The sequence below is a fragment of the Oribacterium sp. oral taxon 078 str. F0263 genome (assembly GCF_000469565.1).
GTDB lineage: Bacteria > Bacillota > Clostridia > Lachnospirales > Lachnospiraceae > Oribacterium.
This window is the reverse complement of the sequence record NZ_KI273128.1, coordinates 131,009-144,516: the sequence shown is the minus strand read 5'-3', so window position 1 is coordinate 144,516 and position 13,508 is coordinate 131,009. Positions and strand designations below refer to the sequence as shown.

General features: G+C 56.1%; 11 protein-coding genes. All 11 read left to right on the top strand.

Features of this window, described 5'->3' with window-relative positions; all coding sequences use genetic code 11:
• Window positions 1-24: 24 nt before the first annotated feature.
• Window positions 25-861 (top strand): GGDEF domain-containing protein, encoded by an 837-nt coding sequence (locus HMPREF1986_RS10420; protein ID WP_021774799.1) that lies wholly within the window; start codon window positions 25-27, stop codon window positions 859-861.
• Window positions 843-2,288 (top strand): MBOAT family O-acyltransferase, encoded by a 1,446-nt coding sequence (locus tag HMPREF1986_RS10415; protein WP_021774798.1) that lies wholly within the window; start codon window positions 843-845, stop codon window positions 2,286-2,288. The genes HMPREF1986_RS10420 and HMPREF1986_RS10415 overlap by 19 nt, the downstream gene beginning before the upstream one ends.
• A gap of 12 nt (window positions 2,289-2,300) precedes the next feature.
• Entirely contained in the window at window positions 2,301-3,584 is a 1,284-nt protein-coding gene (locus tag HMPREF1986_RS10410; RefSeq protein ID WP_021774797.1) for an alginate O-acetyltransferase AlgX-related protein, read from the top strand.
• 19 nt (window positions 3,585-3,603) lie between these two features.
• Window positions 3,604-4,320: a polyphosphate polymerase domain-containing protein gene (locus HMPREF1986_RS10405; protein ID WP_021774796.1), complete on the top strand. Its 717-nt coding sequence runs from the start codon at window positions 3,604-3,606 to the stop codon at window positions 4,318-4,320.
• An 82-nt stretch (window positions 4,321-4,402) separates the two neighbouring features.
• The gene (locus HMPREF1986_RS10400) at window positions 4,403-5,086 is read left to right on the top strand and encodes a DUF4956 domain-containing protein (protein WP_009216136.1); all 684 of its coding nucleotides are present in this window, start codon (window positions 4,403-4,405) and stop codon (window positions 5,084-5,086) included.
• Between the two features lie 127 nt (window positions 5,087-5,213).
• Entirely contained in the window at window positions 5,214-6,821 is a 1,608-nt protein-coding gene (locus HMPREF1986_RS10395) for a CotH kinase family protein (protein WP_009216135.1), read from the top strand.
• The gene (locus tag HMPREF1986_RS10390; RefSeq protein WP_021774795.1) at window positions 6,822-9,092 is read left to right on the top strand and encodes a glycosyltransferase family 2 protein; all 2,271 of its coding nucleotides are present in this window, start codon (window positions 6,822-6,824) and stop codon (window positions 9,090-9,092) included. It begins immediately after the preceding gene.
• Window positions 9,093-9,135: 43 nt separating this feature from the next.
• Window positions 9,136-10,152 carry a glycoside hydrolase family 5 protein gene (locus HMPREF1986_RS10385; RefSeq protein WP_009216133.1) on the top strand — a complete coding sequence of 339 codons (1,017 nt, stop codon included), beginning with the start codon at window positions 9,136-9,138 and terminating at the stop codon, window positions 10,150-10,152.
• Window positions 10,153-10,158: 6 nt separating this feature from the next.
• On the top strand, window positions 10,159-11,532 hold the full coding sequence (locus HMPREF1986_RS10380; RefSeq protein ID WP_021774794.1) for a serine hydrolase domain-containing protein: 1,374 nt from the start codon (window positions 10,159-10,161) through the stop codon (window positions 11,530-11,532).
• A gap of 32 nt (window positions 11,533-11,564) precedes the next feature.
• Window positions 11,565-11,813 carry an acyl carrier protein gene (locus tag HMPREF1986_RS10375; RefSeq protein WP_009216131.1) on the top strand — a complete coding sequence of 83 codons (249 nt, stop codon included), beginning with the start codon at window positions 11,565-11,567 and terminating at the stop codon, window positions 11,811-11,813.
• The gene (locus tag HMPREF1986_RS10370) at window positions 11,810-13,291 is read left to right on the top strand and encodes a class I adenylate-forming enzyme family protein (protein WP_021774793.1); all 1,482 of its coding nucleotides are present in this window, start codon (window positions 11,810-11,812) and stop codon (window positions 13,289-13,291) included. The genes HMPREF1986_RS10375 and HMPREF1986_RS10370 overlap by 4 nt, the downstream gene beginning before the upstream one ends.
• Window positions 13,292-13,508 lie beyond the last annotated feature (217 nt).

Here is a 13,508-nt window from a genome sequence, read left to right as displayed (position 1 = left end):
GGGATTTCGGAGCAGGAGGAGAGGATGAATGGCCTTGATTTGCTGATCCGCTCCTATGAGACTATGAGAGAGAAGGGGACCGAGGGAGGGCTTCGGGATACTCTCTCTCTGGCACTCCGCCATACGGGGGCGGTCTGCCTTAGACTGGAGCTTACAGAAGAAAAGAAGGAATATCTCGTCGGAAAAGAGAGCCGAGGAAGGGAATGGGTGCTGGGACTTCCCCTCCGCTTTGAGCGGGAGAAGCCCGGGACCCTTTTTGTTCACTTCCCTTCTCCTCTTTCCCGGCTTTGCTGGAGGCGTTTTTTTCGTGCCTTTTCCCGCTTTCTCTCCTCGGAGCTTGGGAGGATGAACCGGATGAGGCACCTCCTCTACTTGGGAAACACCGACATCTTACTCCGGGTGAACAACAGGAATGCAATGGAGGAGAGGGTCCGGGAGCTGGAGAAGCGCGCGGATCTTCCGGTCGGGCTTTTGATCCTGGATGTCAATGGCCTGAAGGAGATCAACGACCGGGAAGGACATGATGCGGGGGACCGCTTCCTGAAGGAGGCCGCGGACATCCTGGCCTCCGTCTTCGGGAGAAGCCAGATCTACCGGATCGGGGGGGATGAGTTCGCCGTGATCGTCCCCGGCATGATGAGGGAGAGCTTTCAGGAGCGCTGCCGCAGGCTGAAAAGAGAGCTCGAAGAGAGCGATACACTTACGGCCGCGACCGGATTCTCCTGGAAGGAGAGCGCCGCCGAGATTCTGGAGGCAAAGCGCGAGGCGGACGCCGGGATGTACCGGGACAAGAGAGAGTTTTATCAAAAGCACGAGAGAAGAGGGAGAAAGAAGGATTCAGGATGGTATTTTCGAGCATAGTTTTTCTATTATATTTTCTGCCCCTCGTCTTCCTCGTTTATTACGCTTTTTTCTTTTCCAGGAGACTTCAGAATATCTGGCTTCTTGCGGCAAGCCTTATCTTCTATGCCTGGGGCGAACCGATCTATGTCCTTATCATGCTCGCATCCATCTTTATGAACTGGATCTTCGGCCTGCTCCTTCTCCGTTTTCCGAAGGAGGAGAGGGTGCGGAAGCTTATCCTGCTCTCCTCCTGCGTCTTCAATCTCGGCCTTTTGGGAGTCTTTAAGTATCTGGGCTTTATCGTGGAGACCGTGAACGGCATCATGGAGAGGGCCTTTCTGCCCTACCCGGGGATTTCGCTTCCGATCGGAATCTCCTTCTTCACCTTTCAGGCGCTCTCTTATGTTATAGATGTCTACGAGGAGAAGACGGAGGCGCAGAGGAATCTTTTGGATATTGCGCTCTATATCTCCTTCTTTCCGCAGCTCATCGCGGGGCCGATCGTCCGCTATTCCACGATCGCGGAGCAGATCCGGAACCGCCGCTCCGACTGGGACGGCATTGCGGGCGGCATCTGCCGCTTCGCGGAGGGGCTCTGCAAGAAGGTTCTCATCGCGAATAATCTGGCGGTGGTCGCGGATACCGTCTTCAACCTGACAAAGGGAGGGGACAGCACGATACCGGTTCCGGTGCTTCTCGCCTGGCTCGGGGCGATCTGCTATATGTTCCAGCTCTACTACGATTTCAGCGCCTATTCCGATATGGCGATCGGGCTCGGAAGGATGTTCGGCTTTCAGTTTCAGGAGAATTTCCGCTATCCCTTCGTGAGCCGCTCCGTGCGGGAGTTCATGACGAGATGGCATATCTCTCTTGCGACCTGGTTCAGCCAGTATGTTTATAAGCCGCTCGGGGGCGGGAGCACGGAGAAGATGGACAAAATGATCCGGAATCTCTTCATCGTATGGCTGCTCACGGGGCTTTGGCACGGAGCTGCCTGGACCTATGTCTGGTGGGGACTTTACTTTTTCCTTTTGATCGTACTGGAAATCGTGTTCCGCCTCGACAGAGTGGAGGGGCACGAGGCCCTTCGCCATGTCTATGTCATTGTGGCCAGCATCTTCGCCATGGTGATCTTTCGCTGTGAGAGCGGGGAGCAGATGTCGCTCTTCTTCTCCGACCTCTTTGGTCTTGGCGGAAACCGCTTCTACAGCCCCTATGTGCCGATGCTCCTGAAGGAATACGGGCTTCCGCTCCTCGGGGCCATTCTCCTCGCCTTTCCGATCCGGGATTATATCCTGGAGAAAACGGAGGATCTGCCGGGGCATGAGATTCTCTTTCGCGGCGGCGCGGCACTCTATGTCCTCTCTCTCTCGGCCTTTTTGTTTTTCTCCCTGCTGGTGCTGGCCAAGGGAGGCTATAATCCGTTTATCTATTTCAATTTCTAGGGGGAAGCGGAGATGAAGCGCTATCAGAAAATATTTGCTGTTCTCTTTCTCCTCCTGCTCCTTCCGTTTTCGATCCTCAACTTCTTCTGGGAGCGGGGGGCGATACGGGGGGGCATCGCGGAGCTGGAGAAACCGAAGAAGGCGGCGGAGCTGAAGGAATACATGCAGTCCGTGGACGGACTTATCACGAAAAATATCGCGGGAGGGCATCGCTGGAACGAGCTCTACGGGAGCATCTACCGCGCCCTCGGGAAGAACGAGGAGAACTCCTTTAAGTACGTGCGGGATAAAAAGGGCTTTCTCTACTCCGGGAATTTCTACAACAATTCCGATGTCTCCGCGGCGGAGCTTGCGGGAAGGGTGAGGAGACTGCAGGATAAGCTGAAGGAGAAGGATACGAAGTTCATGGTCATCATGTATCCGACGAAGTACAATAAGGACTGGTCGGACGGCTATTACGGGATCCCCTACAATGACTTGAACCGCTTCGGGGACGACGTGCTCCGCTACTTCCGGAGGTACGATGTCGACTATATGGATTTTCGGGAGATTCTGAAGGACGCCGGGATGGGGATGGACGATATCTTCTATCGGACGGACCATCACTGGACGGTTCCCACCGCCTTCTTTGCGACGGGGAAGCTCATAGAGCATCTGAATCAGCATTTTAACGCGGGGCTCGATCCGGACGGCTTCTACCGGGATATCCGAAACTATCGGACGGAGACCTATGAAAATATCTATATGGGCTCTCAGGGGAGAGATACCGGGGAGATCTATGCGGGCCCGCTGGATGACTACACCTTTATCTATCCGAAATTCGACACAAAGTTCAAGTATTATTACCGCTACCGCGGCGGTAAGGAGGGGCAGAAGGAGGGTGATATGGCCCACACCCTGATTGAGCGGAAGTACCTGGACTATAAGGATCCCTATGAGCGGGAGATGAACAACGGATATTTGCAGGGAATCGTCCGCTTCGACCGGATCGAGAATGAGCTGAACCCGGGAGGACCTTCGATCGCCTTTATCCGGGATTCCTACTCCTCTCCCGTCGCCGCCTTCCTCTCCCCGATGTGCAGCAGGATCGAGCTCGCCTGGTCGATCCACTTCAATCCCACGGGGCAGGGGACGATCGAGAAAATGGTTCTGGGGGAGAAGCACTTCGACTATGTCATCCTGGCGCTCGCCATGGATAATTTCAGCAATGAGGGGCTTCCCTTCTGCATCGAGGAGAAGAAAACGGACGCGGCAGGAGCGGCTCCGCCAAAGAACGCGGCGGAGAACGCGCAGTAGCAGAGGAGAGGAGGAAGTCTTGGATATAGCGGCGGAGGTCAGCAGGGTAGAGCGGAAATTCGTACTGAAGCGGGGCGTGGCGGAATCGCTCTATGGGAAGCTTCGGAAGATTCTCCCCGGGGATGAGTTCCAGGGTTATAAACCCTATCTGGTGCGTTCCCTCTATTTTGACTCTTATTTTGACGACGATTACTTCGACAAGCTGGACGGAATCCGGGACAGAAAAAAGATCCGGATCCGGATCTATCACCCCGAGGATCAGAAGGCAAAGCTTGAGCTGAAGCAAAAGCAGGGGGAAAATCAGCACAAGGTCTCTCTCTCCATCTCGAGAGAGCAGGCCATCCGGATGGCGGGCGGGGATTACCGCTTCCTCTGCGAGGAGGATTTCGGGGCGGGACAGGATCTTGCGATGGAGCTCTATTATATTATGACGAAGGAGCTCTACCGCCCCCGCTGCATCATCAATTATCAAAGGAGGGCCTTTGCCGTGCCGGTCAACAGCATCCGCATCACCTTTGACAGTCATATCGAGACCTCGGAGGGGAATTTCGATCTCTTCTCTCCGCTCCCCTCCCTCTGTTATCCCGCGGATACAGAGACGCAGCTTGTGCTGGAGGTGAAGTACAATCACTTCCTGCTAAGCTATGTAAAGGATGCTTTGCAGCTGCAGGATATGACGGAGGAGTCCTTCAGCAAATATGTGGCGGGGCGGCGCTATGGTCTCGATGATGCCTGATGAGAGCGGTCCATAATGAATAGCACAGCGGTGCGAAAATTTGACGCAGATCTTGATTTTTTGATTGGGAAGGGGAGTATCCATGAAAGAGAATTTGTATCAGTATCTGTCAACACAGAGCGGAAGTCTGTCAACCGGAGATATTATAATGAGCTTTCTCGCGGCGGCCGTGATCGCGGGAATTATTTTTGTGTCCTATCAGTTCTCCCATTCCGGGACGGTATACAGCGCGAAGTTCAATGTATCCCTTGTGATGCTGACCCTGGTCACGACCCTTGTCATGAGCGTAATCGGAAATAATATCGCGCTTTCCCTGGGTATGGTGGGTGCGCTTTCCATCGTCCGTTTCCGGACGGCGATCAAGGATTCCAGGGACACCGCCTATATTTTTTGGTGCATCGCGGCCGGGATCTGCTGCGGCATCCAGGACTATGCGGTCGTCGGGATCGGCACGGGGGTGATCTTTTTTGCGATGCTGCTCCTTGGAAATGTCCGGAATAATGACCGCTATCTCCTCGTAATCCGGGGGAAGAGGGATGCGAAGGAGATCCAGCAGACGGTGAATGAATATTTCTCCCACAAGGCACTGTTCCGCGTCGATAATTCCGACAGGGAGAGGACGGAGCTGATCTATGAGGTCTCGAAGAAGAATCTGGATCTCTCCCTGAAAAAGAACGAGGGGATAGAGATCAACGCTCTCCTCTTTGCGATAAAGGGCGTGGAATCCGTCAACCTCGTCTGCCAAAATGACGAGATCAGCCGCTAGGGAGCGCTGAAAAACAGCATTTTGCGGCCTCCTGAAAGCGGGGGCGGCGAGGGATCTTCAGAGTGGGAAAGGGGAGCTCTCCGGAAGAATCCGGAGAGGAATCGTTTCGGGAGGAGTCCAGACAGGAATGAAAAAATCAATGATAAGCGCGGCGGCGGTCTTTCTCGTCCTGCTTCTTTTTGTTCGGGTTTTCCGCTACGGGAAGGCCCTTCTTTCCACGAAGTTCCGCCCCTATCAGCATGAGGAGGATGCGGGGGCGGATTCCGGGATCGGACCGGACAGCATGCCGGGAGACGGGAGCGTCGACCCGGAGAGCTTCGTCTCGCATCTTCCGCTCGTCGTTTTGGACATGAACGGACAGACTCCGCCGGATATCTTTAAGATGGTGGGGGACGGCCAGATCCGGGAGTACCGGGACCCCGCGGTCACGGATCCCTGGATCAGCGTGAACTTCAGTCTGATCCAAAACGCGAACGATCAGAATCATATCACCGATCAGCCGTCCTTTGTGAACCACGGGAAGATCAAGCTCCGCGGGGCGAGCTCCCGCTCCTTTCAGAAGCAGCAGTACGGTCTGAAGCTCCTGGATGAGGAGGGGAAGGAGCTGGAATATCCCCTTCTCGGCATGGATAAGGACGAGGACTGGGTGCTCTCGAATTCTATCCTCGATGCGAGTCAGATCAGAAATTATATCGCCTACAATCTGGGCGGGCAGCTCATGCCCTATACGCCGGAGTGCCGCTTCTGCGAGCTCTTCATAAAGGATGGGGAGCAGTATAACTACCGCGGAATCTATCTCCTGACGGAGCCGGTGAAGCAGGGGAAGGGGCATGTGGATATCCAGGACTTCGATCCCAGGGAGAAGCACCCGAGCTTCATCCTCGTCCGCGACCGGGCAGACCGGACGAAGACGACGCTCTCCACCTGGGCCTCGGATACGCAGCTTTGCTACGGCTGGTTCACCTTCAAATATCCGAAGGAATCCCTGCTCACGGAGAAGGCGATTCAACGGATTCAGGATGAGCTCTCGACGGTGGAGAAGACGCTCTACAGCGATGACTGGAGGATCTTCCGAAAGTATCCCCAGTACATCGACGTGGACTCCTTCGTGGATTACTTCGTGATCAATGAGTTTTTCATGAACTATGATTCGGGGAATAACTCCACCTATTATTATCAGGATCCCTCCCGGAAGCTCAGCATGGGGCCCCTCTGGGACTACGACAACTGCTGGGACAACTATAAGTTTGCGGCGGGGGGCGCGGAATATATGGTCATGCCGGAGCGGCCCTGGTTTGAGCGGCTCGTCCGGGATCCCGCCTTCGATGAGCGGGTCGTGCGCCGCTACCGGGAGCTTCGGAAGGGGATTTTCTCCGAGCAGAATGTCCTCTCCTTCATCGACAGCACGGTGGCCTATCTGGGCAATGCCTCGAAGAGGGACCGGAGCCGCTGGAGGGAGGTCTACAAGGAAAAGCATATGCTGGCGCCCGCGGAGGAGGGGCACGGCTATATCATTGACCGGAACCGGGAAACCTATGCGGAGGAGCTTGTGCGCTTAAAGGATATGGTCCGGGGACACGGGCTCTGGCTCGATCAGTATATGGACGACTACCTCTCCGGCTTCGTGACGGAGACCATGGAGGAGAGGGAGAGACGGACCTATTCTGCGCTCGCGCTGGCCTTCGTGCTCTGCTTTGTCGCGTCGATCTATGTGATCGGCAAGAGGGTGAAATAGATGTCTGAGAAAAAAAGAGACGGGACGAAATCGCTTGGCCTTGGGATCTTCGTGGGGATTGTGATGCTTGGCTACAGCATCTGGAGAATCTTCTTCACGCTGCCCCTTCCCGGGAAGGAGGGCTGGCTCGCCTTTTTCGGGGGGCTTTTGCTCCTGATCGCGGAGATCTTCTCCTCCTATGAGGCCATGACGCATTATCTTGCGCAGAGGGATGTCTGGGAGCCGGAGATGCCGGAGATCCCGGAGGACTGGTACCCGGATGTCGATGTCTTTATCTCCACGCACAATGAGGATACGGAGCTTCTCTTTAAGACGGCGAATGCCTGTACGATGCTCCATTACCCGGACCCCTCGAAGGTCCATATCTACCTCTGCGACGACACGGCGCGCCCGGAGGTGGAGGAGCTTGCGAAGAAGCTGGGCGTGGGGTATTTCGGGCTGAAGAACAATAAGTTCGCGAAGGCGGGGAATATCAATAACGCGCTCTCGAAGTCCCACTCCCCTCTGATTGCGACCTTTGATGCGGATATGATCCCAAAGAGCAATTTCCTGATGGAGACGATCCCCTACTTCTTCCTCCCCAGGATGAAGAGGGATGAGGAGGGAAACTGGCTTGAGAAGAGCCCGGAGGAGATCGATGAGAAGGAGGAGGTCGGCTTTATTCAGACGCCGCAGGCCTTCTATAATCCCGATCTCTTCCAGTACAATCTCTACGCGGAGAAGAGAGTCCCGAATGAGCAGGACTATTTCTTCCGCCAGGTGAATATCGGAAAGAACAGCACGAATTCCGTCCTCTACGCGGGCTCCAATACCGTGATCTCCCGGAAGGCCCTGGAGGAGGTCGGGGGGATCGCGACGGGGACGATCACGGAGGACTTTGAGACGGGGCTTAGGATCGAGGCCAGGGGCTACCGCTGCTACGCGGTCCGGAAGGTCGTCGCACAGGGCCTCGCGCCGATCACCATCTCCAGCCTGATCAAGCAGCGCGTCCGCTGGGGCAGGGGCTGCATTTACTCCCTTCGGAAGGTGCACCTTCTCACAAATAAGGAATTCAGCCCGCAGCTCAAGCTCTCCTACTATTCCTGCCGCATCTACTGGGAGAGCTTCTCCAGGAGACTCATCTATATCCTGTCCCCGGTCTTTTTCCTGCTCCTCGGGATTCCGCTCGTCGTCCTGAATCTCCGGCAGCTTCTCTTCGTCTGGCTGCCCTACTACATCCTCTACTCCTTCCTCCTTCGGCATGTGTCCAGCGAGATCCGGGATGCCCGCTGGAGCAATACGATTGACACGATCATGTTCCCCTACCTGCTGATCCCGATCTGGGCGGAGGAGCTGCACATCAATGAAAAGAAGTTCAGCGTCACGGCGAAGTCCAGAGATCTAAACGAGCAAAATGAATTTTACCTTGCGATTCCGCACATCTGCCTGCTCGGGATCTCCCTGCTTTCTCTGCTCTTTGCGATGCGGGCGCTGATCCTGCACAGGGCCTTCGGTCTCATCATCATGACGGCGTGGATCGCCGTGAACTCCTTCAGCCTCCTCATGGCGATCTTCTTCATGAAGGGGCGGATCAATGAACGGGGATCGGAGCGCTTCCGCGCGGACATCCCGCTGGAGATCCTCGCGGGGGAAAAGCCGCTCGAAGGGCGGATTCAGGATATCTCCGAGGGGGGCTTTGCCTTCTGGAGCAGCCACGCGCTGGAGCTCGATACGGAGGGGGAGAAGGAGCTTCGCTTCCGCATCAAGGACAGAGACTACACCGCGCTTCTCTCCGGGGAGCTGATCTCCGTCAACCGCGAAAAGAAGGAGAAGCGCTGGGTCTACCGGGTGAAGCTCTCCGGGGAAATGGACTGGGAGACGAAGAGGCAGTACATGCAGATCGTCTACGACAGGGATAATCCGCTGCCGCAGAAGCTCAGCGAGGATACGAGCTACTTCGACGATGTCCTAAAGATCATGGACAACTCAACGAGGGAGAGAGAGGAGCAGAGGAGGCGGCTTCCGCGCTTTCGCGTGAGAGAGAAATGCAGGCTTGAAGACGGGACGGAGCTGATGCTGGAGGACTTCAATTACCGCTATCTCAGGCTGAGCCCCTTGAAGGGTGCGAGGCTTCCGAAGAGACTGGTGCTTTACAAAGGCACAGGCTATGAAGTAAACTGTCAACGTTCCGGGCTTCGGAACGGCATCTATAAAATCACCAATTCGAAGGCACTCCTGAAAAACCAAAGCTTTTTGGAGAAGCTCAGGGAATGGGAGAAAAAGCAGAAATAGGACAGCGGGAAAGAGGCGGAGGAGGGAAACAGTGTTGAAAGGGATGAAGTTTTTTGCAGCGGCTGCGGCGGTGGGACTTGGCGTTCTCTCTCTCTCCTTTCTCCGGGGGAGCGCCATGGAGAACCGAAATTATGTCGCAGAGCACGGGAAGCTCTCGGTAAAGGATGGAACGTTGTGTGACGGGCGCGGGGAAAAGTTCCAGCTTCGGGGCGTGAGCAGTCACGGCCTGAACTGGTATCCGGAGTTTACCACGAGGGAGGCGATGCAGAGCATGAAGGGCTACGGCATCAATGTCTTCCGCGCGGCGATGTATACGGAGCAGGCGGGAAGCTACAGCGTCGATCCGAAGACCAATACAGAGCGGCTCTACAGTGCCGTCGACAATGCGCTCTCCGAGGGACTCTACGTGATTGCGGACTGGCATGTCCTCAGGGAGGAGACACCTCTTAAGTACAAGGAGCTTGCGAAGGACTTCTTTTCGAAGCTTTCGGAGCGCTATCGGGATCAGCCGGGCCTGATCTATGAGATCTGCAATGAGCCAAACGGTGCGACGAGCTGGGAGGATATCCGAAGCTACGCGGAAGAGATCATCCCGATCATCCGGAAGAATTCCCCGGATGCGCTGATCCTCGTCGGCACGCCGGAGTACTGCGCCAACCTGGACGGCCCTCTCCAGGCACCGCTGAATTTTCCGAATCTCATGTACAGCATGCATTTCTATTCGGACTGCTCAAAAGACAAGGACTATAAGTCCGTCTACCTGGAAAAGCTGATCCGGAGCGGGCTCCCGATCTTTGTGAGTGAGTGGGGGATCTCCTACGGCTCCCTGGATGATAAGCATATCTCGAGCAGTCAGGACAGCAGGCTCTCCTTCCGGGAGGCCTCCCAGTTTCTGGACATTTTGAAGAAAAACAATATCAGCTGGTGCTTTTGGTCCCTCTCGAATAAGCCGGAAGCACACAGTATGATTCTCCCCTCCTCTGGGAAAAAGAGCGGCTGGGAGAAGAAGGATATGACCCCGGGCGGAGCCTTTATCTGCGGGGAGCTCGAGAAGGGATGAAGCGAAATGAAGGAAGAACGGAACAAGAGGATATTTTCCGGACTGATTGCCGCGGCCTTTTTACTGGCAGCGCTCTTTGTGTTCCGGATGTATTCGGTGCGTTCCTACAGCAGCATGAAGAAGCATTATCAGAAGAAGCTGGAGGGGATCTTCCGAAGCTTCGGCTATCACGGCTCCTATCTCCTGTCTAAGGACGGGAAGATCCTCTTCTCCGGCGGCTACGGAAGAATCAGCGCGGAGGGGAAGGAGAAGATCGGGAGGGACAGCAGCCTCCCCATCAACTCCATCACGAAGCAGTTCACGGGGGCCGCGGTTTTTCGGCTGATCTCCGAGGGGAAGCTCTCGCAGGATGAGACGCTGCGCCGCTTCTTTCCGGACTGCAGCTATGCGGACAGGGTGACGGTCCGGCAGCTTCTCGAGATGAACTCCGGCATCCCAAACTATACCGATGATCAGGACTTTCTGTCCCGCTTCTCCGGGGGCACGGGGATAGTAGAGACAGCGAAGCTTGTGGATGCGATTCTCCAGTTCAAGCTGGACGGAAGCACCGGAGGAGAGTTTCACTACAGCAATTCGAACTATGTCCTCCTGGGCGCAATCATTGAGAAGCTCTCCGGGCAGAGCTACGGGGACTATATCGAGTCGGAGTTCTTAAAGCCGCTGGGGCTTTCGCATACCGGCAGCTCCGCCCAGGATGCGGAGGTGAAGCCCTATGACGGAGAGACGAAGTCGGACGGGGAGGAATACTCCTCGAATTTCAGCTTCAGCGCGGGCGGGATGAGCTCCGATGTCATCGACCTCTATGAGTGGCAGAATGCGCTGTATCAGGGAGGGATTCCCGGAGTAAAGCCGGATGAGATTTTTTCGGACGGGAAAAGCTATACCATGGGTCTTAGCAAGGAGGGCAGGGTTTTCCATCACAGCGGCGCGGGAAAATATTGCCGCTCCTATATCTTCTATGACGAAGAGACGGACGGGCAGATCATCCTCCTGAGCAATCGCTCGAATGCGGATCTTTCGAAGCTTGCGGAGAAGCTCTACAGCTTCGCAAAGCAATACTACGTGGCGGAGCGGAAGCTCCGGCATGGAATCGGGGGAGAGGAAGTCCGTGGGGACGGAAAATTCCGCTTCCTGGAATCCTCCTCCACGGAGCAGGAGAGCGCGGCGGAAGCTCCGGCACAGGGCGTCACGGCAGAATCTTCGGTACAGGGAGGCATGACAGGAGCCCCGGCACAGGGAAACGCGGCAGAACCCTCGGCACAGGGTGGCATAGAGCCATCCTCGGAGCAGGGAAAAGCCGCGAAGGATATGAGTCCGCCCTCCTCCTTGGCGGCGGGAGAAGCAAAGAAGACGGAAAAGGCAGAGGGCGCGGGAAGCTGAGGCGCTGTTTCGGGAAAGAGAGGTTTTAGAATATGGACAGAGAAGAGATTTTGGAGAAGCTGATCCCGATCATACGGGAGGTGATGGACAGTCAGGAAGAGATCGACGAGGAGACCTCCATGCAGGAGGATCTTGGGATCGATTCCCTGGATTTTTATAATCTTTTGGGGGCGCTGGAATCCGCCTTTCATATCCGGATGCCGGAGCGAGTCCTCGCGGAGACGGAGACCGTCGGAGATATCGCGGATGCCGTGATGAAAAGGATGGAAAAACAGGGATGACTCTGATCAGATTTTTAAAGCAGTATTTCTCGTCCTTCCGGGGGCGGACGGCCTTTTTCTACACGGATCCCGAGCAGGCAGAGCCCGCGAAGGTCACGACAGAGGAGCTGGAGAGAGATATCCGGAGGGCGGCGGCCTTTTGGGAATCGTGGGGAAGAGGGAGGAAGAGCCGGAGCGGAGGGAGCTTTCGGATCGGAATCGCCTCGGAGAATTCCTATGCTTATCTCGCCGAGTATCTCGGCATCATCGCCTCCGGCAATACCGTGATTCCGCTAAACCAGAGCTTTTCCCCGGAGAGAATTCTGGAGATCGCGGGGGAGATCGGTTTTGACGCGCTCCTCCTCGGGGAAAATCTCCGGGAGCTCCCCGAGCTTCCCGGAAAGGATTTTCCCGAGGAGGAGGGGAGAAGCTTCTCCTTGGAGAAGCTTTTTTCGGAGCACAGGCTCTCTTCCGAGGAGGCCTCGCTTTCCGACGGGGATCCGGATGCGGTCGTCCTCATGCTGCTTTCCTCCGGAACCAGCGGAAAGAGCAAGGTCGTGCAGCTCAGCAGTCAGAATCTCTCGGTCTATGCCTGGGAGCTCTTCCAAAGCGGGGAGGAGAAAAAGAGCACAGACCCCTCCCATATGATTTTTTCGATCCACATGCTCCCGCTCTACCATATCGGAGGTATTATCGGGATTCTGGACGAGATGGCGCGGGGGGACTGCTGCTATCTGAGCAGCGCAAAGCGCTTTCTGGGAGACCTCGAAAGAGGGGGCTTCGACCGCCTCATCACGGTCCCGGCGGTGATGAAGAAGCTGATCGAGAGAGCTCCCCGCTCCTCTGCTCTCTCAAAGAGCCTTAAGAGGGCGGAGGAGGCCCTCTGCCTCGGAGCGGGAATGAACGCCTCTCTCATAAGCGGGATGAGGAGCTTCGGGATCGAGCCCAGGACGTATTTCGGCATGACGGAGACGGCGGGAACCGTCACCTACCGCGGAGCCTACCGGGACGGCGCATGCGGAAAGCTCGCCTCCTACTGCGAGCTGAAGATCGAGGACGGAGAGATCCTCGTGCGCGGGAAAAATGTCATGAAGGCGTACCTGAACAATGAGGAGGAGAACCGGAAGGCCTTCCGGGACGGCTGGCTTCGGACCGGAGATCTGGGGAGGCTGGATGAGGACGGCTATCTCTATGTCACGGGCCGGATCAAGAATATCATCATTCTCTCAAACGGAGAGAATGTCTCCCCGGAGGAGCTGGAGGAGAAGCTCTACGCCTGTCCGCTCATCGACGAATGTCTCGTCTTCTCAGAGGGGGAGAAAATCGCCGCGAAGATATACAGCTCCGCCCTTTCGGAGAGGCCGGAGCTCGCAGAGGAGATTCGGGCCTATGTGAAGGAGATGAACCGTGGGCTTCCGATGGCGGAGCAGATCAAGGAGCTCTCGATCACGGAGGAAGAGCTCCCGAAAAATGCGATGGGAAAGCTCCTGAGAAGATAGACAGAGGTGAGGAGCTGCCGCCTTTTCTGCCCTTTGTTCGCCCGGCCCAGGACGCTCTCGCTCCGGCTGCCGCGGCCAGCGGCGCATAAGCGATCTTGAGAAACCAGATCGCTAAACGCCGGGGCGGCAGACGGCCTGTGCGCGGACAGACAAAATGGCAGGGCGGCAGCTTGGTGCGTCCCTGAGTCTTCTCGAAGAGAAGTGTCTCCTGGGGAAG

Bases quoted from the DNA above. Each gene is read 5' to 3' on its own strand.
- HMPREF1986_RS10380 (WP_021774794.1), top strand. From the start codon at position 10,159: ATGAAGGAAGAACGGAACAAGAGGATATTTTCCGGACTGATTGCCGCG.
- HMPREF1986_RS10400 (WP_009216136.1), top strand. From the start codon at position 4,403: ATGAAAGAGAATTTGTATCAGTATCTGTCAACACAGAGCGGAAGTCTG.
- HMPREF1986_RS10410 (WP_021774797.1), top strand. From the start codon at position 2,301: ATGAAGCGCTATCAGAAAATATTTGCTGTTCTCTTTCTCCTCCTGCTC.
- HMPREF1986_RS10395 (WP_009216135.1), top strand. From the start codon at position 5,214: ATGAAAAAATCAATGATAAGCGCGGCGGCGGTCTTTCTCGTCCTGCTT.
- HMPREF1986_RS10370 (WP_021774793.1), top strand. From the start codon at position 11,810: ATGACTCTGATCAGATTTTTAAAGCAGTATTTCTCGTCCTTCCGGGGG.
- HMPREF1986_RS10415 (WP_021774798.1), top strand. From the start codon at position 843: ATGGTATTTTCGAGCATAGTTTTTCTATTATATTTTCTGCCCCTCGTC.
- HMPREF1986_RS10420 (WP_021774799.1), top strand. From the start codon at position 25: ATGAATGGCCTTGATTTGCTGATCCGCTCCTATGAGACTATGAGAGAG.
- HMPREF1986_RS10390 (WP_021774795.1), top strand. From the start codon at position 6,822: ATGTCTGAGAAAAAAAGAGACGGGACGAAATCGCTTGGCCTTGGGATC.
- HMPREF1986_RS10375 (WP_009216131.1), top strand. From the start codon at position 11,565: ATGGACAGAGAAGAGATTTTGGAGAAGCTGATCCCGATCATACGGGAG.
- HMPREF1986_RS10385 (WP_009216133.1), top strand. From the start codon at position 9,136: ATGAAGTTTTTTGCAGCGGCTGCGGCGGTGGGACTTGGCGTTCTCTCT.